This is a genomic window from Acidiphilium acidophilum, assembly GCF_033842475.1.
Classification (GTDB): Bacteria; Pseudomonadota; Alphaproteobacteria; order Acetobacterales; family Acetobacteraceae; genus Acidiphilium; species Acidiphilium acidophilum.
Genome location: NZ_JAWXYB010000006.1, coordinates 38038 through 60455 on the forward strand (window position 1 = coordinate 38038; position 22418 = coordinate 60455).

The 22418-nt window shown below is 60.0% G+C and carries 23 protein-coding genes; 4 read left to right on the top strand and 19 right to left on the bottom strand.

What is annotated here, in order from left to right; translation table 11 throughout:
- Positions 1-3 precede the first annotated feature (3 nt).
- The 11 genes from SIL87_RS01595 to SIL87_RS01645 all read right to left on the bottom strand — a co-directional run bounded on the left by SIL87_RS01595 (position 4) and on the right by SIL87_RS01645 (position 12577).
- Positions 4-1140, bottom strand: a complete 1137-nt coding sequence (locus SIL87_RS01595; protein ID WP_319612539.1) for a type II secretion system F family protein — start codon at positions 1138-1140, stop codon at positions 4-6.
- A gap of 92 nt (positions 1141-1232) precedes the next feature.
- Positions 1233-2414: an IS256 family transposase gene (locus tag SIL87_RS01600; protein ID WP_319612316.1), complete on the bottom strand. Its 1182-nt coding sequence runs from the start codon at positions 2412-2414 to the stop codon at positions 1233-1235.
- Positions 2366-4108 (bottom strand): GspE/PulE family protein, encoded by a 1743-nt coding sequence (locus SIL87_RS01605; RefSeq protein WP_319612540.1) that lies wholly within the window; start codon positions 4106-4108, stop codon positions 2366-2368. Before SIL87_RS01605 ends, SIL87_RS01600 begins: the two co-directional genes overlap by 49 nt.
- Positions 4098-5273, bottom strand: coding sequence for a type 4b pilus protein PilO2 (pilO2, locus tag SIL87_RS01610; protein WP_319612541.1), 1176 nt, complete (start codon positions 5271-5273; stop codon positions 4098-4100). Before pilO2 ends, SIL87_RS01605 begins: the two co-directional genes overlap by 11 nt.
- Entirely contained in the window at positions 5270-5869 is a 600-nt protein-coding gene (gene pilP / locus SIL87_RS01615; RefSeq protein ID WP_319612542.1) for a type IV pilus biogenesis protein PilP, read from the bottom strand. Before pilP ends, pilO2 begins: the two co-directional genes overlap by 4 nt.
- A 17-nt stretch (positions 5870-5886) precedes the next feature.
- Positions 5887-7506 (bottom strand): secretin N-terminal domain-containing protein, encoded by a 1620-nt coding sequence (locus tag SIL87_RS01620; protein ID WP_319612543.1) that lies wholly within the window; start codon positions 7504-7506, stop codon positions 5887-5889.
- Positions 7503-9305 carry a TrbI/VirB10 family protein gene (locus SIL87_RS01625; RefSeq protein ID WP_319612544.1) on the bottom strand — a complete coding sequence of 601 codons (1803 nt, stop codon included), beginning with the start codon at positions 9303-9305 and terminating at the stop codon, positions 7503-7505. The genes SIL87_RS01620 and SIL87_RS01625 overlap by 4 nt, the downstream gene beginning before the upstream one ends.
- Positions 9306-9394: 89 nt before the next feature.
- Positions 9395-9814: a hypothetical protein gene (locus SIL87_RS01630; RefSeq protein WP_319612545.1), complete on the bottom strand. Its 420-nt coding sequence runs from the start codon at positions 9812-9814 to the stop codon at positions 9395-9397.
- Positions 9814-10713 (bottom strand): P-type conjugative transfer protein TrbG, encoded by a 900-nt coding sequence (gene trbG / locus SIL87_RS01635; RefSeq protein WP_319612546.1) that lies wholly within the window; start codon positions 10711-10713, stop codon positions 9814-9816. Before trbG ends, SIL87_RS01630 begins: the two co-directional genes overlap by 1 nt.
- A complete protein-coding gene (gene trbF, locus SIL87_RS01640; protein ID WP_319612547.1) occupies positions 10713-11444 on the bottom strand; it encodes a conjugal transfer protein TrbF in 732 nt (243 codons plus the stop codon). Before trbF ends, trbG begins: the two co-directional genes overlap by 1 nt.
- Before the next feature lie 95 nt (positions 11445-11539).
- On the bottom strand, positions 11540-12577 hold the full coding sequence (locus SIL87_RS01645; protein WP_319612548.1) for a type IV secretion system protein: 1038 nt from the start codon (positions 12575-12577) through the stop codon (positions 11540-11542).
- A 78-nt stretch (positions 12578-12655) separates the two neighbouring features.
- Here SIL87_RS01645 and SIL87_RS01650 point away from each other — a divergent pair, with 78 nt between their 5' ends.
- Positions 12656-14017, top strand: a complete 1362-nt coding sequence (locus SIL87_RS01650; RefSeq protein ID WP_319612484.1) for an IS4 family transposase — start codon at positions 12656-12658, stop codon at positions 14015-14017.
- Here SIL87_RS01650 and SIL87_RS01655 read toward each other — a convergent pair.
- From SIL87_RS01655 to SIL87_RS20115, 8 genes are all read right to left on the bottom strand, one after another.
- Positions 13992-14294, bottom strand: coding sequence for a hypothetical protein (locus SIL87_RS01655; RefSeq protein WP_319612549.1), 303 nt, complete (start codon positions 14292-14294; stop codon positions 13992-13994). The two genes, SIL87_RS01650 and SIL87_RS01655, sit on opposite strands and share 26 nt — an antisense overlap.
- Positions 14294-14515, bottom strand: a complete 222-nt coding sequence (locus SIL87_RS20110; RefSeq protein WP_405055201.1) for an EexN family lipoprotein — start codon at positions 14513-14515, stop codon at positions 14294-14296. Before SIL87_RS20110 ends, SIL87_RS01655 begins: the two co-directional genes overlap by 1 nt.
- Positions 14515-15213 carry a hypothetical protein gene (locus SIL87_RS01660; RefSeq protein WP_319612550.1) on the bottom strand — a complete coding sequence of 233 codons (699 nt, stop codon included), beginning with the start codon at positions 15211-15213 and terminating at the stop codon, positions 14515-14517. The genes SIL87_RS20110 and SIL87_RS01660 overlap by 1 nt, the downstream gene beginning before the upstream one ends.
- Entirely contained in the window at positions 15194-17644 is a 2451-nt protein-coding gene (locus SIL87_RS01665; RefSeq protein ID WP_319612551.1) for a VirB4 family type IV secretion/conjugal transfer ATPase, read from the bottom strand. The genes SIL87_RS01660 and SIL87_RS01665 overlap by 20 nt, the downstream gene beginning before the upstream one ends.
- Positions 17644-17949: a conjugal transfer protein TrbD gene (gene trbD, locus SIL87_RS01670; RefSeq protein WP_319612552.1), complete on the bottom strand. Its 306-nt coding sequence runs from the start codon at positions 17947-17949 to the stop codon at positions 17644-17646. The genes SIL87_RS01665 and trbD overlap by 1 nt, the downstream gene beginning before the upstream one ends.
- Positions 17949-18284 (bottom strand): TrbC/VirB2 family protein, encoded by a 336-nt coding sequence (locus SIL87_RS01675; RefSeq protein WP_319612553.1) that lies wholly within the window; start codon positions 18282-18284, stop codon positions 17949-17951. Before SIL87_RS01675 ends, trbD begins: the two co-directional genes overlap by 1 nt.
- 125 nt (positions 18285-18409) lie before the next feature.
- Positions 18410-19372: a P-type conjugative transfer ATPase TrbB gene (gene trbB, locus SIL87_RS01680; RefSeq protein ID WP_319612554.1), complete on the bottom strand. Its 963-nt coding sequence runs from the start codon at positions 19370-19372 to the stop codon at positions 18410-18412.
- A gap of 47 nt (positions 19373-19419) precedes the next feature.
- Positions 19420-19683, bottom strand: a complete 264-nt coding sequence (locus SIL87_RS20115) for a helix-turn-helix domain-containing protein (RefSeq protein ID WP_082075644.1) — start codon at positions 19681-19683, stop codon at positions 19420-19422.
- A 327-nt stretch (positions 19684-20010) separates the two neighbouring features.
- Here SIL87_RS20115 and SIL87_RS01685 point away from each other — a divergent pair, with 327 nt between their 5' ends.
- The 3 genes from SIL87_RS01685 (at position 20011) to SIL87_RS01695 (ending at position 22069) form a co-directional block, all read left to right on the top strand.
- The gene (locus tag SIL87_RS01685; protein WP_319612555.1) at positions 20011-20646 is read left to right on the top strand and encodes a hypothetical protein; all 636 of its coding nucleotides are present in this window, start codon (positions 20011-20013) and stop codon (positions 20644-20646) included.
- Between the two features lie 3 nt (positions 20647-20649).
- Positions 20650-21258 carry a hypothetical protein gene (locus SIL87_RS01690; protein WP_319612494.1) on the top strand — a complete coding sequence of 203 codons (609 nt, stop codon included), beginning with the start codon at positions 20650-20652 and terminating at the stop codon, positions 21256-21258.
- Positions 21259-21421: 163 nt separating this feature from the next.
- Complete coding sequence (locus SIL87_RS01695) at positions 21422-22069, top strand: hypothetical protein (protein ID WP_319612495.1); 648 nt, start codon at positions 21422-21424, stop codon at positions 22067-22069.
- Positions 22070-22418: the final 349 nt, after the last annotated feature.

Sequence of the window (22418 nt, forward strand, 5' to 3'; positions counted from 1 at the left end):
TCCTTATGACAGACCGGGGACATTCCCGATTTGGACAGACAAACTATTGATCCCGAGCAACACGATGAGCATCAGCGCATACATCGCGATATCGAAGGCAAAGCCGAGCGCCCGCACGCGCGCTTTCGTGATCCATTCCAGCTCATCGGCCCACTGGACGGCGCGGCGCATGATCCGCTCGGGGAAATCATCGAAATCGGACATCGAGCCGATATCATCAATCAATTCCGGGTTCGGAAACCCAAACCCAGCACTTTCCAGGGCCGGTGCAAGGCCCTGTCCGTTCAGCATCCGCCGCCTCACAGCGATAAGGCGTTGCCGGAGCCATGGCGTCGCGAAGCGCGCCTGGTCATCCAGGACGCGCGTATCGCTCATGCCCGCGCGCAGCATCGAGGCAAAGGTCAACAGCCAGACATAACCCTGAATGTCCCGGTAGAAATTGAACGGGAAGAACCGCTCGACGGTCACACGCTGCGCGCCGGTCCAACGTGGCAATGCCCATGTTGTCCACCCTGCCCCTCCCACCAGAAGAAGAACCGGAATCAGCATCCAGGGGCCGGTCGCAAAATTGCCGAGCGTGTAGAGCAGCGCGCCGGCCCCATGCACGGCATCCGCCGGCACCGTCCTGGCAATGCTCGGAAGAAAGAACGTGCCGATCGCCCACAACATGCCGTAAATCGCAAACAGATAGACCAGCGGCGTCGTGAATGCGCTAACCATGGTTCGGCGCACATTGGCGATCCTGGCCTTGGACTCCACCAGAAGGTCGAAGGCTTGCTCGATCCGGCCTGCGGTTTCACCGCCGGCAATCGTCAACGCCTCATCCATCGGCACCCAGCGGCGCAACGCGACGGACAATTGCCCGCCGTCCCGCATCCGCCGAATCACATCCTCGACCACCGCCACACAGCTCTTGCGCTTCTGCCGTTTCAGGCGCCGCACGAACGTCTCAAGCGCCGCAATCTCACCAATATGATTGCCGACCTGCACGGACATATGCCGATAAAGTGCCGAGCGCACCGACCATGAAAACGCCAGCCGGTTCAACCGTGCTTCAAACGCGCTGCCTTTGACCTTGAACCCACTTCTTGGTGTCAACCGATCAATCAGCGCCCGCGCGCGTCTCATTGCGAGATTCATTCATCGACCCTTTCCGCAGGCACAACCACATCGACATAACGGCCGACATCGGATTGAGCAACCTGATGTCTGGAAAATAGGGCGAGCGGGGGTCAGGCATCCTGGTAGTCCCACTTGATGTAGCCCTTGGTGTCGGCGGCCCATTTTTCATCGATTTCGACGAGGACGGCGCTGACGAGGCGTTCGAGGGAGGCTTCGTTGGGGAAGACCCTGATTTTGGTGGTGCGGCGTTTGAGTTCCTGCTGGATGCCGCGTTCCATGGGGTTGGAAGTGCGAAGCCGGCGCTGGTGGGGTTCTGGCAGTGTGAAGACGGTGAGGCCTTCGGGGATATTTCGTTCGAGCCAATCGGCGAGCTTTGGTGCGGTGTCGCGATAGGCATTGACGAGGGTTGTGAGAGCGATCTGGGCAGCGGCGAGGGAATTTGCGTTCCAGACGGTCCGGAGTTCTGCGCCGATGCGTTTGCGGATGGCGTGGTTGGGGGCGTGGTGGATGGCGTTTTGGGCGAGGTGGAACTGGCATCGTTGCCAGTGTGCGGCGCCGAAGACGGCGCGGCGTGCGGCGTGCAATCCGGCATGGTCATCGGAGACGATGAATTCGACGCCTCGCAGGCCACGCTGATGGAGGCTTTCGAGGAAGGCACGCCAATGGACTTCGGCCTCGGAAAGGGCGACCGAGACGCCGAGGACACGGCGGCGTTCATCGGGTCCGATGCCGATGGCCGAGAGCACGGCGGCATCGCGGACGACGCCATTATCGCGCATTTTTTCATATCTGGCGTCGAGGATGAGGTAGCGGATCTCGGCGAGGGGTCGGGTGCGCCAGGCGGCGAGTTCGTCATCGAGCAGCTTGCTGGCGCGGCTGACCTGAGCGGAGGAGAGGCTTTCGATGCCGAATTCGCGCATGACGGCCTCGACGTCGCGGGTGGAGACGCCTTTGATGTACATTTCGGCGACGGCGACCATGACGGCGCGGACCGAGCGTCGGCCGCGTTCGAGGGACTGTGGGTAGAAGGGTTCGCCCACGTGACCGGCGGTTTTGGGGACATCGACGGTGATCGACCCGGCCGGGGTATCGATCCGCTTGGGCTTGTAGCCATTGGCGTAACCCTGACGATCGGGGTTGCGCTCGTAGTGACTGGCGTGGAGGAAGCGTTCGCGCTCGATCTGCATGGCGAGTTCGAAGGTCCTGGCAAATACCGTGGCGATATCGCCTGCGCCGTTTTCGATCAGATGTTCCAAAAGTGCCTCGATAATCGTATCCTTTTTGGCGTCCATTCATCGGTCTCCATGTTGGTGTGAACAACTGCATGGAATACCAGAATGAACAGCCCTTGCCGGGGCATGCCCCGGCAAGGGCACCAACTCCCAACCCAAAATGAATTTCCAGACGTCAGGTTACACCACCCGACATCGCGGGGATCGATCCGACCGGCCATCACGCCGTCCATCGCGGTATGCAATACCGACCAGTCTGCATCGGCACGTTTGCGATAATTCCGGCGCGCGGTGTCCGCCCCATGATCAACGAAATCCCGCATCAGATCGGCATCTGTGACGATCACCTCGGCGATGGCAATTCGCCGGCTGATGCCGTCATGATGACAGGCCGCACATCCCGCGCCACGCAACTTGACGCGGGAAAGGTCCCCATATTGCGGCCAGGCCGTCGCGTAGGTATCGAGAGCCGCACTCAGTCTCGGCCAGAGCGCATCGCTTCCGGCCGCCGACAACGGCACCGCGCAATGCGGGCAAAGCTGCGGGACAAGCCGCTGATTAACGATCCCCCGGATCATCTTGCTGTTGCAGAACATCTGACGCGGCAACCGGGCTGCATCCATGATTTCGATGCGGTCCGGCACCGAGAACGGATCTTCCGTATGAATTGTGCTGACCACCTTGTGGCCGGTCAGCGATGCCTCGAAAGCCGTCAGTGCCACGCCAGCCGAGCGGATTTCGCCGAGGAAAATCCAGTCAGGGTCCATACGCAGCGAATGGCGCAGATAATCGCCGAAAGCATCGCCTTCATCGTCACCCACGCCATCACCCGTGATCGAAAGCTGGACGGCCCAGGGCATCGGATATTCTACTGGCTTTTCGATCGAGACCAGTCGCAGCATCGGCGACAGCCGTGCCGATTCCCGGAGAAGCTCGTAGATCGACGTGGTTTTGCCCGAGCCAGTTGGCCCGGTGAACAGGACAATGCCGCTCGATCCCTCGATCAGATAGCGCAGCTTGTCGGCCTGCTTGGCCAGATACCCCATTTCTTCCAGCCGGAGAGTGCCGTCCGGACGACGCGGGTAATCCAGGATGGTCCGGCCACCGCCCTGCTTCCGGGCCGCGGCCGTATCCATGTATTGCAAACGAAGGACCATGAACCCGCCACCTGTCTCGACCGGATGCGCGGGACCGCGCACGATGCGAACCGATGACAGGCCATATTCCTGCACGATCGGCCCGCTGATCTGCGCGTTTTGCGTCTCTAGCGGGGTGAAGCTCGCATCCTTCACGACCGCGATCCCCTGGTAAAACGCGCGGATGATCGCCTCGCCTTCCTCTTGCGTCAGGCGCTCCGCGACGCGCAGCTCGCCCTTCACCCGAAACTGAACCTCAGTGTGCGAACCCCGCAGCAGGATATGAATGTCGGAGGCCGTGTAATTTGCACCGCGCGCCAGGATGTTCATGGCGGCTTCGCGGTTTTCGAGCGCAGCGTCATTACCGGATGTTGCTGTCCTAACAATCGGACGCAGCCCGTTGCGCCGCCACTCCACAATCTCATCGAGATCAAGGGAGACCACATCGAATTTCACGCCACGCTGACGGCAGCGGTCCAGCCAGGTCAGCAGCAGAGGGTCCGCTTTGCGGCGGGGCTCGACATAGAGTTTTTGCGTCGCGTGATCGATCGCGATAAATTCGCTCAAATGCTCCGGCAGCGCCGGCAGATCACGACCAATACGAGCATCACCGTCCATAAATCATCCCCTGAATCGACCAGCCATCTTTTGTTTGTTTCAAAAAGGTCAGCCTCAATCCCGGTATCCCGTTGAACCCTATCCCGAACGGTGCCACCGGCAGGGTGAACGCCACGGATTGCGCCGGGATTGGCGGTGGTTTCGTGGTGTCTGTTGAGCCTGGCAGATGAGGGGGCGCAGGCGGCGCAGAGATGCGCGCTTGCACCCCGAGCGGTTGCAGCAGCGCGTAGAGTGCGTTGTCGGCAGCAGCCAAGCCCTGCGCGTTATCAGCTCCATGGGGCAATGCAGGCCAAGAAATCGATTGAACCACACTATTACCATCGCCCGATAAGGCACCGGGTGGCCGCTGGGATACTGTGGCACCCGTGTCCCGCTTCCAGGTCACGGTTGCACTGGTGCCGCCGCAGGTAATTCCCGCATTGACCCAGCCATCATCCGACACATCCACCGGGCCAATCGCGGCCGCGCAGGCCGCAAGCCACTGGTCGGGCGCCGGAGAACTCAGCAATGGTGAAATGGCTTTCTGTTCCGCGAGGATACGCGCCCGCTCAGCTGCGAGCGCTTCCATGCGATGCCGTTGCTCCAACTCCACATGACGATGCCAAAGCCATACTCCGCCGGCGACAACAAGCATCGCCGCGATGGCCGGCAGAATCAAACGCCATGGCGATACCGGCTCCACCGAACGAACCGGAACAAGGGCGTCAGACCCCCGTGCCGCCGCCAAAATCGGCAGGAGATCATCGCCCAGCGTGCCTTTGAGGTATTTCCAGTCCGCGTAGTTTTCGTGCCGCTGGCGCGCTTCCAGAATTGTCTCATAGCTGCCAACAACGTCACCATCCGGTAGCACCGCCTGGCCGTCGCGAACCGCCAGATACCACCAGAGATCATCGGAAAGCTGGTAAATCCCAAGCCACGGCTGTTCCTGCGACTGTGCGATTGCCGCCGCCAGCGAGAAAATCCGCGTCGGCCTATCGCTCTCGACCGCAGGACAGAAACCGGCCTGGATGACCTGACTGGTGCCCCGGACGGCTACCCAATCCGCCCCGAGATCCTTGGCGTCCTCTCGAAGCTCTGAGAGCTTCGGGCGATCAGCAAATGAACGCCAAACAAGCCCAGCAATCCATTGCCGGTCGCCCGCCTTGATGATCCGGGCGCTTGTCATTGACCGGCGCCGGGCAGAGACGGCGGATAAGCAAGCGGGGCCGGCACGCTGACGGGCGCGGCGGACTCCTGCGGCGCTTGTGTGCTGGCTTGGGGGCTGGCCTGGCCGCTGACGAATGGCAGCGGCAGCAGATTGCCCCCCTTCATCACCCGGACCCCCGAGGCGGTCACATCATGGACGGTGAGGCCGTCGCCAAGGCCGAGGCCAGGCGTCGCCACGACCTCGCCACCATCCGGCATCATCAGCACGGCCGACAGCCGACTACCCCGCCCATCGATCGAGACGACGCGCGGCATTAACGCTTGGGGCGCTGGCGTGGCCGCCACTGGTTGCTGCGGCTGACCATACCCAATGCCTGGAAAACCCGTTGGCGTTGTCGGCGATGAACCGCTGCCACTCTTACCGGCATTAGATATACCGGCCTTAAGCTTGGCAATTTGAAGTTCCTGCTTGAGCACTGCGATCTGATCGTGCAGCGCATCGAGCTGGCTGATTGTGGTGCTCGGCGTTGATGGCGGCGTAGGATCGGCAAGCCCAAGCGAAGGGACCATCATAGAAATCGAGGACGCCAACAACAGCGCCGCTTTACGGACCATGATTTTATCTCCCTTGCTCATAGCGACCGCGCACTGACCACGATTGCGATCAGGGTTTTTTTCACCTGCGCATCGCCTCCCCCACCGAGGAACGTAAAGAACGGCGTGCCAACACCATTGTTTGTGGTGTTGCCATCGGCTTCCTTGTAGCCGGTGATCATCAGCGTGCTGCCCGAGCGCAGCGATGCCGACTGATTGACGACGGTATCTGTCGTGGTCGGCACCTGAATCGAAGCCCCGCCGCTGCTCACCGTCTTAAGGTTCACCAGCGACGAGATCGTCATGTTCATGCCGAGCAAAATCCGGTTGCCAACAACACGCGGCGTGACCGTTCCGGTGAAACCCGTTGTCACCGTTCCCGGTATCAGGCCCGTGGTGCTGCCCACGTTCGCCGCCTGATTGATCTGGCTTTCCGCCAGATACCCGGTTTGCTGCGCCACCTGGATTGCAGCCGGTTCGCCATTCAGCGTGACCCGCGACTGGCTGAACACTTGGCTGACATGGCCGAGCGTCGCGAGCGCCTGCACGGCCGCCTGCGTGCCGGCGAACTCACCCGCGGACCCTTGCGCCGTGTTCAGGATGGACGCACCAAACGAGAAGGTCGAGGTTCCCGAGGCCACCGCCGGGGCGGGTGCGCCGGCCAGAGACAGGCCAAACGACTTGGCCGCATTCTGGAAAGCGAGCGTCGGATTGAACCCATAATTCTGTTCGTTCGTGAGCTGAACATTGTAGATATGGATCGTGATCGCGACCTGCTTCGAGAGGGTTTGCTGTAAGGTCGAGACCCAACTCGCGACCTGGCTCACCTGGTCCGGCGTCCCCGTCACGGTAATCGTGCCGGAGGACGCATCCGCCGTCACCTTGGCGCCACCACTGACCGCCTCGGCCGTCTTTTCCATTCCTTTCCAGATATCCGTCGTAGACTTATTCGTGATCGACGTATTGCCGTTCGAGCTATTACCGCCCGACCCTCCGCCACCACCCGAACTCAGGCCGAGCGCGCCGGACGAGCTGGTGGCGCCCGCACTGGCGACGATCTTGCTTTCTGTCGTCGTTGTCGTCGGCAACGCCGGAATCAAAAATGTCCGGGACTCGATCTTGAATAGGGTTATCACGCCATGCTTGAGCCGCCACGACAATCCCGCGCGGGCGGTAATCGTATCAAGCAGGCCGCGCAACGTGCCGTGATAGCGCAGCGCCAGAGACGGCACATGCACAGTCTCCCCGTCGCTAGAAGCAGCCGAGAACAGCGCCGCCGGAGGCGGCGGTAGCGCTCCGGCCGATGCGGCGGCCGGCAACGCCGGAATGGCGTCAAGCCCGCTCGATGGTATCGACAGACCCGTGACCCGCACCGGCACCCCGGTTATATCGGTAATCCGGCCAGCCAACTCTCGGATCGAAAGCGGCTGGGCCGTAACCAGCGTTACGTTTTCAAGCAGCAAGGGGTTCGGGGGAGGTGCAATATGCACGGGCGGTCCCATCAGAAACGGCGCCGGCGTGGTCTTCACCACCTTTGGGTAATACGCCGAAGCGCCCTCCGCCTCGGCTTTCGCCTTGGCGTTCATATCCGCGGCTTGATGGAATGTCGCGCAGCCGGACAGAGCCGTCGCGGCGAGCAGAATTGTCCAGCGTTTCATTGATTAACTCCAGTCACAACGAGAGTGTGGTTGCCGCGATAAAAGGTGGCGTGAATGGGGGCGCCCTGTGCCGCCAGATCTTCGATGACCTGGCTCGCCGCGCCGGAGAACGTGCCTTGGAAATTGCTGGCACGCGGTACAGGCCAATCCTGCCCCACGTTCCAGATGACGTGCCAACCCGCGCTTTGACCCCATGCGCTAATCTGCCGGCCGACAAGCTGCCCCGCCGGCAGCGACCATGTGGGAAGCGGCGGGGGCACGGGCGGCAGCGGCGCAGCCACAACCGCATTCGGCGGCACGGGCAGCGACGGCACGGAAACAACCCCGCCAAGAGTGTGCGGGGCGGTCGAGGATACTGGCAATGTTCCCAGCAAGGATTGCGGCTTGTGCGACGAACCGCTGGCCGGGCCATCGTTTGCTGGCGCCGTCACCAATTGCTGATGGGAAAGATGGTTATGTTGCAGAGGCTCCGCGACCCACATCGCATGATGGGTTTCCGGCGCTGCATCGTTGCCTGCCTCGGCGGATAAAGATGCGACCGATTGCCAAGGCTTAATGACGAGATCGCGTGTGATCATCACGTCAAATTTGTAGCCTTGCCGAATTTTGAGCGTCGGCGCGATGCCAATATCCCGGTTGATCAGGTTTTGGCCGGTCTGACCCAGTTGCTGCCCGAGAGACCCGGCGATAACCTGCTGACTCGAATAGGTGCTGGACGGCGATGCCTGCGGCTGGGAAAGTTGCACGCCAGCCGAAAAAACCGACATCAGCAAGGCGTCGCCAAATATCCGGAAATAGTGATTATTCACCTGGTCATGAAAACCGGCATAGCCGCTGGGGCTTGACCCCGGCATTGAATCGATATCGAGGCTCGATCCGTCCGGATAAATGATACGGTTCCACACCACGAGCACGCGGCTTTGGCCGTTTGCGACCTGATCGTCATACGTGCCGATCAGCTCGGCCCCTTGTGGCACCAACACTTGCGACCCGTCCGGGGTATTGTAGACATTGCTGGCGACCCGCGCGAGGATCTGCCCCGGCAGATCACTATCGATGCCCGTCTCCATCACCGCCGGAATCACGCTGCCAGCGCGCAGAACATTCGGCGATATCGGTGCTTCGCGGCCTGTCGGCAGATAGTCCGGATTACCGCGCAGCTTCCCGAGATAGGATGATTTTTGTGCAGCCGAAAGCGCGGCGGATTCACCTGCGGAACCGCCGTCGAAGGATACCGCCCCATCTCCTGCCCCGCCTTCGTTCGGCGTCAAACTCGCACCTGGCGTCGTGCTGTTGATCATGCCCGCGAGCGGATTACCGCCACCAGCGGGCGTGAACGACGCTGGCGTCGTCGCAACCGATCCAGCGGCACCAGGACTACCGCCGCTCGATGCCGCCAGCCCTGACGAAAGCGCCCGGCGCCGCTGATCGGTCATTTTTTGCGTTTGCTGAATAACACCCGACACATATTGAACCCAGGCTTGTTGCACGATCTGCTGCGTTGGGCTGACGGTTTTATTTTGGTTGGCAAGCGCCGTCGTCCTGGCCCCTGCCCCGGTATTCTTTCCATTACCCGGTGGAGGCGCCTTCGGCGTGGTTGCGGGCGGCGTCGCGCCGCCTTCCGCACGCAACCGCGCCATTATTGCCGACGACGTAGCAGCCGCCTCTTGTCCCGTGCCTTGAGCTCCCGACGATACCGCTGCGGCAGGGGCCGGCTTCTTATGCACACGAACATACGTGCCATCCGCCACCACCAACGCCATGACACCCGCCGCGCCCACGCCGACAACAGCAATCATCGGAGACAGTCGCCGCACCTGTGACGATCTTTTTTTACTTGTCGGTGTTAAGCTGATGCCCCCATTGCCAGGGGGGCGAGTATTTCCGCTCATCCGGCCCGCCCGACTGTGATTGGCGAAACCGGCACCAGCTTGCCAGACTTATCCGGCTGATAGGCCCGCGTCAGCACCTCATTGTTGGTCCACACGCGCAACAGAACCGATTGGTCGAAGGGTGACACGGCATAGCGAACATTGATGCCGGTATGGCTGGATACACCAAAACCCCGCGCACGAAGCGCCGCATCCAGCGTAGTGCCGAAACGCTTGCCGGCCGAACCAGAGGCCGGTTGCAACATTACGGTGGTGTGCGCCGGTGGTAGCGCGTGGGCCACCAATCCGGTCAGGTTTGCCGCAATCTGCTGATTTTTGATCGATGTCGGCACAGACACAAATGACCCCGCGCCCATAGACGTTGCGCAGCCACTCAAGCCGAGCATCGCGACCAACATCGCTTGCCGCGCCCGCATCAGAACCTCCGCCCTGTATATCTGATCCGCACCGCGCGCTGACCCGATCCGACGCCGGCGATCAGTTCGGCCCGCGTCAACACACGATCGACAATATAGACGGACCCATCGACCCGGTAATTGACCAGCTCGGTTTTTCCATTGCTACCAAGAGCAAGCAAGACCGGCGCCGTCGTAACCAGCATCTTGTCGGGGAAGTCGATGTAAGTTTTGGTGCCATCGGTATAGACCCGCACCGGGCGCCAATCCGGATTGGCGCCACTCAGCCGATAATTGAAATCGAGCTTCGCAACAGACTGGCCGGACGGTAGCAGATTGTCTGTCTGCTCCTTATCCATTTTGGCGTGATAGGCGGCCCAGGCGGCCTGCACATCGCTAGGATATTGGAAGGACACCACGGGCATCCACCGCTGCCGATCCGAAATGAGCTGGATTGTGTAGGTTCGCCGATTGGTAGAGATCACCATGTCCGTCGAAAGACCGGAGTTGACGGGCTTGATCAGAACATGGGTGACGGCATCAGAGCCGTCGCCACTCACGGCAGGTATTGCCTGCCATTCCGCTGAATCACCGATATTGATCTGCTTCACGACTTCGCCAGGTTGCAGGCGAACATCACAAACGCGCAGCGGCGCACACACCAGCGTTGGCAACGTAGCGCCATAGCGAAACTGGACCGCGCCATTGCTGCCAGGTGTCGGCAGGTTATGGGAGCCGGCCCACGCTTGACTGATCCGCAAGCCAGCCGCCGCTTTCGCCCCGAGCGGCACCACCTTGTTCGACAGGAGCGGAATGGGTGGCGGCAGCTCATTCGGGTTGATTGCCGGCACGGCTTGTTGGGCCAAGGCCGAGGCCGGCACCATCATACATGCGGCCACGATGGCCCAAACATTACGCATCAGTTTACGCTCCGCGACCACGAGAAATTCGTGATGTAAATGCCCATGGGATTCTTCATGATGGCCGATGCGGAGGCCGGCGGCTCGATTTTGATCGTGATGATCGCCGACCAGTTCTCAGTATTGTCAGTCCCATCGTGACGGCCGCGATCATCCTCTGTCCAGGTCACGCGATAAACATTCGGCGATATCGGCAGAACATCATGCACATTGACCGACACCGCATCGTCATGGCTGCGCTTGTAGGGATTGTTCTGTTGAAGCCACTGATTGAGAGACACGAATGCCTGGCTGTCCGGTGCGATCGACGTATAGGCGTCACCGAGGATCGTGGTTTCAGCCCGCGGATCGTGGAACACAGATCTGACATCGAAAACCCAGCGCGCGAGCTGGGCTGCGATAACGCGGCCATCTTCTGGCGGTGCTTCGGTCAATGGCGCAACCGCCACCGCATCGCCCAGCTTGTTCACTCGCACGACAAACGGCACAAACCGACTTTGTGAGGACCGATACCCGGCCCACCCGACCGCGACGAATGCCACGGCCAGCGCACCGAGGGCGACCATGCGCCATTGCGCGGCCTGTTTGACGAAATCGCCATAGCGTTCATTCCACTCGCGTCGACCTTCCAAATAAGGGCTGGCCCCATCAGACGATGGGGCCAGCCTGTCGAAGTCTGCCGAGGTTTCCTGAAAAACTGGCGGTTGCCGACGAGTTAGAGGATTACGCATGGTCTATACCTTACGATAGCGGGCGGCGATTGTCACTATGATTTCGCACAATTTCGGCTGATTTTTCTCATTTCATCGGCTATAGCGCACGCCATTTATGGGTCCGGTGTCAGGCGGGGAACGTCGGATTTCAATGTGTTCGCGCTACGAATGCGACGCGCCATCCGGCCGCCCATCGTGCCGCCACGGGATGCTGGATCGCCTTCTAGGCGGCCCTGCATATCCGCCATCGCCGCACGTCCAAGGATACCTGCGGTGCGGGCCATCAATTGGCCCTTACCCATGCTCGCCGCGCCACCACCGGCTGCGCCGGCGGCGCCACCTTCACCGGCGCCTCCACCTGCCGCCGCGCCCAATGCGCCGGCCGCGCCTTCTCCACCGCTTGCGGCTGCCGCCAATTGTGCAGCTTCCCCAGCCGCGCCCGCTAGTCCTGCGCCGCCCATAGCTACGGACGCCGCACCTGCCGCTGCACCTGCCAATGTCGCGGCTAATTCGCCGCCACGACAAACAGCCGCTCCACTGATTACACTTTGGATGAGGTCAGGTATCTTTTTAACCAGCGCGACAAATACTACTGCGGCACCAACAAGAGATAAATCAGACGCAAGAGTTGCGTGTAACGCATTTTTTGCAAATGACTCTATAACAGTTTGTCCTACGCCAACAATTATCAACATAACGAACAATTTCGTTGCTACAGATATAACGTAATTTACCATTTTCATCATATACCCGCTGGTCCAGCGTGAAGGCCCCAAGCCCATAAATAGCATACCGATGACAACAGCGATTTTTGATTCGATCACGACAAAAAGAATATCTGCCGCTATGGTCGCGAACATAAATATTATGATTATCGCACATATAATCATCGCGAGATCCGTCGGGATCGCTGATAGTTTATAGATTAGACTATTAATAACATCCGTGCCGATCTGCATTCCAGATGCGAATATATTTCCGGCATTTGCAGCGGAACCTGTTGCCGCTATCGAAGCGGCATCGCGAAGTCCATTCACGACATCATTTGCCAACGATACAAAATGGGTCATCAAATAATAAAGGAAGCCGACAGACACCCCTTGCTGTATTAACTCAACCACCCAATCGGCAATATCTCCCCGTCCTAACACCTACGGCATTCACACATTTTTCTTGCTGTTTGAGTTGGGCTCTGATTCTCGATGATCTCTGCAGTGATGGGGAACGAGATGGCGGTTCGAGGCGGAGCTTTGGGACATTTTGGTGATGCGCGGCGCGCGGCGATCGGCAACACACTGGTTGAGCGGGTAGTGGAAACTGGCTCTCTGGTCATACGCAAACTCGGGGGCACGCGGGCGCGGGAGATTGCGATCCATCGGTTCCTTTCGGCCCCCTCGGTGACGTGTGGCGAGATGGTTGAGACGCTGGCGCATTGCACGGCAGTGGCCTGCAAGGGGCGTCGGATTGTGGCGGCGCAGGACACGACAGAGATCAATTTTGCCGGCCGCGAGGAGCGTCGTCGGGGCCTTGGTCCGGCCGGAGATGGCGTATCGGCGGGGTTTTTCCTGCACCCGGTGATTGCGATCGACAGCGAGACGGAGGCGGTGCTCGGCCTGATCGACGCGAAAATATGGACCCGTTCTGATGGGTTCGATCCGACACCTGCGCGTGAGCGGGCGTTGGAGGACAAGGAGAGTGTGCGATGGTTGGAGGGCGCTTCACACGCCGCTGACCGCCTGACCGATGCCGCCTCGGTCGTGGTTGTGGCCGACCGCGAGGGTGACATCTATGCGGGCTTTGCCAGGCGTCCGGCGTCGATCGAGATGATCGTCCGTGCTGCTCAGGATCGTGTTCTGGATGACGGTAGACGCCTGTTTGCCGCCCCCGAAGCGTGGCCTGAACTGGTCCGCAGCGAGGTGCGCGTCGCGCCATCGCGCACCGGCATTGCCGCACGGGTTGCGACCGTGGCGCTGCGTGCTGGAACGGTGACGATCTGCCGTCCGCGCCATGGCGGTGACGTGGGCGGACCAGCGCATCTGACCCTGACCATGGTGGAGGCGCGCGAGGTCGACTGGAATGGCGAAGGCACCCCGCTCTTGTGGCGCCTGCTCACCACGATCGAGACCATCGACGCTGACGGTGCCGCCGAAATCGTACGCCTCTACCGGCTGAGATGGAGGATTGAAGAGGTTTTCCGGTCTTTGAAAAGTGACGGTCTCAGGCTTGAAGAAACCCAGATGCAAGATGCCGGACGGCTGTTCAAGCTGGCCTTGATCGGCCTCGCCGCAGCGACCCGCACCGTACAACTCGTCGATGCCCGCGACGGCAGCGACCGGCCGGCAACCGACGTCATCGATCCCGGATTACTCCCGGCCGCCGATGCCATTGCCCCCACTCTCGAAGGCAAGACACCGCGGCAAAAAAACCCCCATCCACCGCGATCCCTCGCATGGCTCGCCTGGATCATCGCCCGCCTCGGCGGGTGGAATTGCTACTACAAGCCGCCAGGACCAAAGACCATGCGCGCAGGGTGGGCAACCTTCGCTTCCATGGCCACAGGCTTCATCATCGCAGCTCAATCAAATCCGTGAATCCCGTAGGTCCTAACACGAGGCGACTAGCTGACCATGCGACTTCAATGGCGGCTAGGACAAAAAATAAATCCTCCGCGAGTTGTTCCAAGCGCTGCGCCATGGGCGCGGCTGCTTGCTTATAGACATTGATGATTTGGTTCATTACGTCCGCCGGAGCTAGGCCGGCGGCATAACTACCAGCCGGCGGGGTGGCGGCGTGGGCGGCACCTGGCAGTGATAAAATCCATACCGCGACAAAAAAAACGCCAATGAACAACAGATGCCGCTGGTTCATCAGTCGTTTTCTCCATTAAACTTGACTGGCGGCGCTGCCAACATATTCTTTTCTTGTGCTTTGGTCGCTGTCTTGCAGACCCCGCTATTATTAGACGGTCCACAACGCCTTAATGTTTCTGATAAATGGTGCGGATGTTGTCTATACCACGCCACAGAGTGCGTTTTATGGCAACCAGCTAACGATATGGTCGCGAGCACGAGCACAATCACCTTCTTCATCAGTCATTCTCCCCATTGAACGTGATTGGAGGTGCCGCATCTTCTTGTTGCGCTGCGGCTGCTCCCTCTTGTTCACTAAGCGCCGCCTGTTCCTGCGCACGATCCGCGCTCGACAGAAGCGCATTCTGTTCGGTGAGCTGGCTCGCAACATTACCGACGAGCTGGTTCGTGGCCTGGATTGCCGCCGTCGGACCCGGTGCGCCGGCGGACTCATTCTCAGCCGTGGAGATCGAGTTTGATATTTCCGGCTGCGCTTGCGCAATCTGGTCCTGGATCTGCATCGCACTGGTAATCGCCTGCCGGTTCTGCACCTGCATCGCCGCAATCGCCGACTGCATCTGCATCGGGGTCTGACCGGTAAAACTCGTCGGATATGACTGGTTCAGATTGCTCAACAGGCTGGCGCTGGTTTGCTGGATGCCCTGGATCTGATTGATCAGCCCCGAAGTCTCACCCACGACCGGCAAGAGATTGCCAAGGGCAGATTGCGGCAGGCTTTCGAGCATCGCCTTTTGGGCTTGCAACTGCTGTTCCAGGTTGCTGATTTCCTGCGCGCCCTGGCTGACCTGCTGTATCAACTGCCCGTAACTGGCGCCGTCGAATACGGCAATCTGCGCATAGGCGGGGCCAGACATGCCGGCCACAACCGCCAGCGCCCCGGCCGCCATCGTGGCACGCTTAATCAAGATATTCATCATAACGAACTCCCTCCTGACGTAACCAATGCAACGCCCAGCCCTCGCGATCGCGCGCTGCCATCGCCTTGACCGCCTCCACACTCGGCTTATCGCTGACCGTCACGAAGGCCCGAGCAACTGGCCCCAGGGCCAGATCAATCAGGCGCCGCCCTTCCGGGCCGGTGACGTAATACTCGCGCTTCCGCTCCGCCTGGCGCACGAGCTGGATTTCCGTCTCATTGAGGCCGAGCTGGGTGTAGAACTCGATGATCCCATCCTTCGCCGCCTCGGGGTTCGGCAGCAGGATCACGCGCGGGCACGACTCACGCAGCACATCCATCATGCCCGACCGCTGCGCATCCGAAAGCGATTGTGTCGCAATGACCACAGCGCAATTCGCCTTGCGCAGCGTTTTCAACCAATCGCGCAGCTTCTCCCGGAACACGGGATGCCCCAGCATCACCCACGCCTCATCGAGCACCAGAAGTGCCGGCTGGCCGCGCAAGCCTTTCTCAAACAGGCGAAACAAATAAAGCAGCGTCGGTATCACCGCCCGCTCGCCCATCTCCATCAGATCGCCAATTTCAAAGACCTGGAATTGCGCCGAGCCGTAGAGCTGATCCGCCTGCCCATCGAGCAGCGGTCCCATTGGATGTGTCAGCGTGTAGAATTTCAACGCATCCCGGACATCAGCATCCTGGACCGTCGTGACAAAATCCGTGATCGAGCGGCTGCCCGCGTCGCGCAAAAGGTTCAGCGCCCGGATAATCTCATTGCGCTGCGCTGGCGTGCAGGACGCATTGGATTGCAGCCGGTAGCAGGTCTCCACCCACTCACTGGCCCAGGCAACATCCGACTCACTCGACAGATCCCCCAACGGACAAAGCATCCCCGAGGCCCCGCCATCATCCCCATTGGGGTTAATCTCGAAATGCTGGCCGCCAGCGGCCAGCACCGTTGCCAACATTGACCGGCCCTTGTCGAACGCCACCACCGATGCCCCCGGATACCGGAGGAACTGGACGGCAATCGTCGCCAAAAGGACCGATTTACCCGCACCCGTTGGCCCAAAGATCAGCGTATGGCCGAGATCATCGACATGCAGGTTAAGGCGGAACGGCGTCGTGCCGCCCGTCGCCGCATAGAGCAGCGGCGGGCTATCCGGCGGATAGAACGGACACGGCGCGAACGGCTTGCCAGCCCATACGCTGGATAGCGGCAGCAGGTCGGCCAGATTTAGCGTGTGAATCAATGGCCGGCGCACATTCGGATAGGCATGGCCCGGCAAAGTGCCGTGCCATGCCTCGACGGCGTTCGCCGCCTCGATCCGCGCCGCAAAGCCGAGACGGCCGACCTCGCGCACCACAAGCCGGGCTTGTTCTTCCAGATCATCCCACCGCGGCCCGATCATCACGATGACCGGCGTATAGTAGCCATAGGTGACAAGGCCGCCCTCGGCATGACCACGCGCGCGCGAGGTTTCCGCCGCCATCTGCACGGCATCCTCATTGACCGGCGCATTCGGGATTTTCAGAAGTTGGGCCTTGAAATCACGAATTTTGAAGGCCCACCGCTTGCGGTATTTTTCCAGCTCGCTGGTCGCTTCGCGCGCATCCAGGAATATGAACCGAGATGACCAGCGCGTGCTCATTGGCAGCCCGTCCAGCAGATCGAGGATGCCGGGATGCGATTCAGCCGGAAACCCTTCAAGGGCGACCGAGCAGATATAATTCTCGCCCAATTTCGGGGTTTCCCCCGTCCAGAAATCTCGCCCGCCGATCAACGCATCCAGATAGAAACCGGGCAGATTCAGGGAGGCGGGTTCGCCCGTGAGGGTCGAATAGAGATGATCGACCAGGCTATCCCGCCGCTGCACCCGGCCATAGCCATCATCGATCTCGTATCGGCCGAACCGGGCCAGCCCGAGCACTTGGCCGGCCGCATCCTCGAATTGCGACATGGCCCGCTTGAACTGCATCAGCGCCAGGTCGCCCGGCGCGCGTTCATCCTCGCCCGCATTGCTATACATGAACTTTTGCAAACGCCGCCCGATCTTCGATGCCGGTTTCCACTGAAAAACGATCGTGTGGCGCGTATCGTAGAACGTGCCTTGCGAGCGGAACTGGCGTTCCCGCTCTCGATCGATCATCCGCGATATCTTGTCCGGGAAATGACTGGCATCACGCGGGGGGTAGGATTCGACCGGCTCACGGATCGCATCGATCCACACCGCCCAGCCCGCGCCGAACCGCGAGAGAGCACGGTTCACCCTTGCGGTCAGGTCATTATATTCCTCGGGCGATGCCGCGAACATATCAGGCGGGCTATATTCATAGCCCATCAGCAGCGAACCATCCTTATTCACGACAATGCCGTCATCGACCACAAATCCCCAATTCAGGATGTCGGGCAGGCCGGCCGCAGTGTCACGGTAGGGCTTGAGACTCAGCATCAGAGTTGCTTCCGGATACGATCATCGACGCGCGCCGGACGTGACCGGGGCGAATAATAGGCGCGATAGGCCCGCGCCCGCCGATAGACCTTGAGAAATTGAGGATCGATCTTAGCCAGCCAGCGCAACATCGCCGTGCCGAACACGCCGAGCGACACGCCGACCACGACGGAGAAAATTGTCTGCGTCGTGACCGGCAGGCCAACCGAAAAAACGATGAGACCCAGCATCAGATCGCGTTCGCCGCCCGCGATCAAATGCGGCCGCCAGAGCGCGCGATGGATCGGCAGGCGACGGAGCGCCATCAGATCACCGCGCCGGAAAACAAGGCGACGATCTGCGATGCGCCGAGCAATAGCGAGCCCGCCATCACGACGTAAAGCAGCCGACGCATGAACTCGCTCATCTCACCGAAGAACACGAGGCCAGCACCCGCCATGACCAGCCCGATCATCGTGATTGCATAGGCGAACGGGCCGGTGATCGTGTTCTCGATCGACTGCAACGGGCTCATGAAGGGCAGGTTGCTGCCCCCACCGCCCGCGCTCGCCGCCAATGCGGCACGCGACATCGCCGCCATTACCGCAGCCGACAGCCCGGCCCGCGCCGACAAGCGGCGCACGCGATCAAAAAGTCTCATCCTCATCTCCATTGTTCCGCACGAGCGACCACCGCTTGCGCTCTCCACATGACCGGCGCCGCTCACGCGGCCGCCGCTCCACCTGCCAGCTCGCCGCCAGCGGTCCATGCGCACGAGCCCGTCGCTCATGCGGCTTGATCCCATTCCAGGTCATAAGAATTGCCATTCCAGCCGGCGACCGTTGCTATGCCCTGCACCCGCCGCGCCCCATCTTTGGTCTTGGCAATGGTGACGATGACATCGATGGCCTCACCGATCAGCTCGAACGCCGATCCGGTGAACGCCTCGGCCACCAGAAATTCCAGGCGACGGAGCGCCGCCCGTGGATCATCGACATTGCTATGCACCGTCGCCACCCCGCCGGGGTGGCCCGTCGTCCAGGACTTGAGCAGGGTCAGGGCGGCCCGGTCACGGACCTCGCCGACGATGATCCGGTCAGGACGCTGGCGCAGCGCGTGGCGTAAAAGCCGGTCCATCGGTGCCGCCTCGCTGGTCCTCATGGCGATCACGTTTTGAGAGGCGCATTGCAACTCCCGCGTGTCCTCAAGAATCGCCAGCCGATGCTCCGGCGTCACCCGTGCGATATAATCGATGGTCGCGTTGGCGAATGTCGTCTTGCCCGACCCGGTGCCACCGCTGACAAGAATGTTTTTTCGATCAGCGATCGCGGCTGTCAGAATATCCATCTGCCGGACCGATATGATCCCATTGTCGCGATAGGTTTCCAGCGGGAAAATTCGCTTCGCCGGAACACGAATAGAAAAACACGGCGCTTCCACCACAGGCGGAATCACCGCACTAAATCGTGATCCATCAAGCGGCAGCTCACATTCAAGGATCGGGCTGTCGCGCGTCAGAGTCGTCGGAATTGTTGAGGCCACCGTCGCCATCAGGCTCTCCGCCTGGCCCGGTAGCATGGTGCCGACCTCGACCATCGGTTGGCCGAGACGTTCGGCCCAAAGCCGCCCGTCGGCGTTCAGGATGATCTCGATGACATCATCCTGTGAAAGCAGGTCGCAAACCTGCGGGCCAAGCTCTCGCCGGAGCTTATCATGAACCCGCTGTGTTACCTCGCGCGACGCCGACATGATCCGGATACCTCCGGATCGTAGTCTATAGCTAATGGTCTAGGGGGTCAATCAGTTCGACGCAAAAATAGATCGGCGACCCTGATTTCCAAGGCATGTGCTACTCTAGCGAGTGTGTCAAGCGTCGCATTGTTCCGCGCATTCCGCAAATTGGAGATAAGAGCGGCGTTCAAACCCGTCAGACGGCCCAACTCGGGATTCGTTAAATGCAATTCCTGCATTCGTCGATTGACCACATCGGCGATCAACATTCGTTCAGTTAAAGCGGGTTCTCCCCGGCTCGGGGGCCGATTCGGCAACGCATCCTCCATAGAGTCCAATGCCCCTCGGTCAACCACAGATGCCGCCCCATGCGACCGTGATTCCCCGACAGGCTGGGCTCCTGTATGACACAAGATACCTTGCCTGTATTGGACTCAATATGATTGCATTCATTTCATCTTGCCGCTGTTCGTAATACCGAAATTGAGCAACAGTCACCATATGTTCGACACGACGGCACGCCCTCACCATCATAGATTATCCCGGAAATACGCCCTTTTTCCCGCAATCGTCAAATCGTCTTTAGACGATGATTGATTGACTTTTTTGCCGGTTTGCCGCATTGTCTATATGCCCTTTTAGGAAAGGAACCGGAAATGCCGCTTTATTGCTGCCTATTTCCCCAGGCCGCCGTCGCACCAACGTCCCTCGCCAGCATCGGACGGCGCTTCGCCGTCGATGCACGCCTTCGCCAAGATGAAACACTCGGCCTGATCGAAGCGGCCACCATTGCTGTCGCCAGCCACTACGCCATCGCCTGGCGCGATGCCCTCGCCGGCCACACCGACACCATGCCCCGGCTCGGCCTGAAATTCCGGCAGGAAGGGCGGTTTCACATTCTCTACCGCCCAACTGGGCCGCTGCTCGACCCGGCCGACTGGATGTTGACCGCCCCTCCGGGAGAAACCGTCTCGATCGATCAGAACCGCGCCGCCCGCGAACGCTTCATCTACGCCCACCGCCGCGAGGATTACTCCCCCTACGATACGCTTGCCGCGCGCCGGAAACGCGCCGCTCGCCTGCCATTCAATGAGATCGCTGACGCGATTTGGGGCATCGCTACCCGCGATGCACTCGAAGCCGCAAAAGAGTTCGGCCCCGTCTGCGCCGGGGCCGAACTCGTTCCCCTCGCCCAAACCGCACCGCTCATGCCTCGGACCGACGATTCCACACCAGCAGGGCACCGGTGCGCTGACGCTCCCGCTAACCTTGATTCCATTCTTGGAGACTGACAAATGAACGAAGAATACGAGATTGAACTACCCGGCGATGCCGTTCCCGACGATATAGAAAACTATCTCGAAAAACTCCCTCAAATGACAGTACAAGTCCGAATCGATCAGGCCACTGCCTCTTTTTTAGAATATGATTTCTTTAACTGGTCCAAAACGCGTCCCTCGGTGCTGCCACCTGATCAACGTGATAAAATAAATGACCTGCTCGACACAGCCGATTATCTACGTTTTTCTTGCATGAGCCCGCACCTGAAACAGATTTTATGGAAAGGCGTGCGATTCTATTACGGCTTGTCCGAACAGGAATTTCCATTCCCGGATTCACTCAAAAATAAGCGCGTTTCCGTCATTTCCAAAAAAACCCGCGACCTACTTCCCATCACCGGAATTATTGCCGTTATCATTTTCGCTTCTTTCGTAGGCGCCTTGATAGGGAACACCGTTGGGACAATCCATTCCCGTCATGATTCATCCTATCCATCCGAGGCGTCATTGCTGAGTTCGCCCCCCCAACCAATTTTCGGCCACGAAACCGCCGACACTGCCGAACGAGCTTCCGCCGAACCAAAACAAAACCCCACGGTCACCGCCTCTCAATCTCAACATTGAGCGGCGTTAAACCCTGGTGTGTTTTTGAAGCCAGTCGCCTTGGCTTTCGCGTGCCGTTCCTGGTTCGCCCCTCAATCGTCCTCTCAATGGTGGATAATCCGGGACAAAGAACGATGACAACGGAACAGCTACCTCGCTTGCCGAAACCATAAAAGGATTCGCTATGCCGACTGCAATCCCCCGTGAATACAACCCACGTGACCATTTCATCGCATTTTGCTGGCTGCACGTGCCAGACGATCCCATGAGTCCGACACAATTCGTCAAAGTCGTGGCCGATGAAAACCCCTTGGACACGTATGGCTCTATCGACGAATGGGTTATTCTGAAAGCGCCCTCGCTATGGGCTGCCAAATACGGCACTGACCTTACCACGCTTGGTGCTTATCTGCCCTTCGAGGGTATGCCGTCAGATGACGCTCCCCTGGTTGAGTCAGGCTGGGCCGAAACAATTATGGCCGGCGCCCACATCTTCGATGCCCCCTCGCCATTAACCGACGCCGAGACAAGTTTTCTGCGATCGATGGCAGGAAGAACAATCGCCGACGTGAGTTTGGCGGATCTCTGGATCATGATGACGGTGGCTGGCTGGCGGCCCGGAATGATCACACGGGGCATTATGCCGACCAGCGACGAAGCTGAGCGTTTATGCGCGTTCTATCGGGAAGGCGGTAAGGCGATGGACCCGATGGACGATATGAACCTCGAAACGACCATCCTTGGCGCGCTCGATCTCGCAGGAGCCACCAATCCCCTGCAATTAGGACTGTCATTGCTTCCGAAATTGGAAGACTGGCTGCACGAGACCTAAAATGAGCAGAGATACGGGGAAGATAGGGGCGCGTCAGGCGGCAAAGAAGCCGCCTGACCGGGCTCTACTCCGCTACGCTCCACCAAGCCCCCTACAGGGTCTCGGCCCTTCGGGTAACGATCCCTCGCGCAACGGCGGCACCGACCTGGGGATAACCAATCAGCCAGTGAGGGCCTTACAACGGCAACCCGAAGGCCACCGCCCGTATCACCGTCCGTATCGGAGCCAGACCGACCGGCGCGAAGAACATCCCGCCGTCACGAGAAGCAAACACCGACAGGGCACCGGGCTCCCACAGAACGAGGACTATTCACCCCCCTCCTTGGCGTCATCCATCTCAACCGTGTCG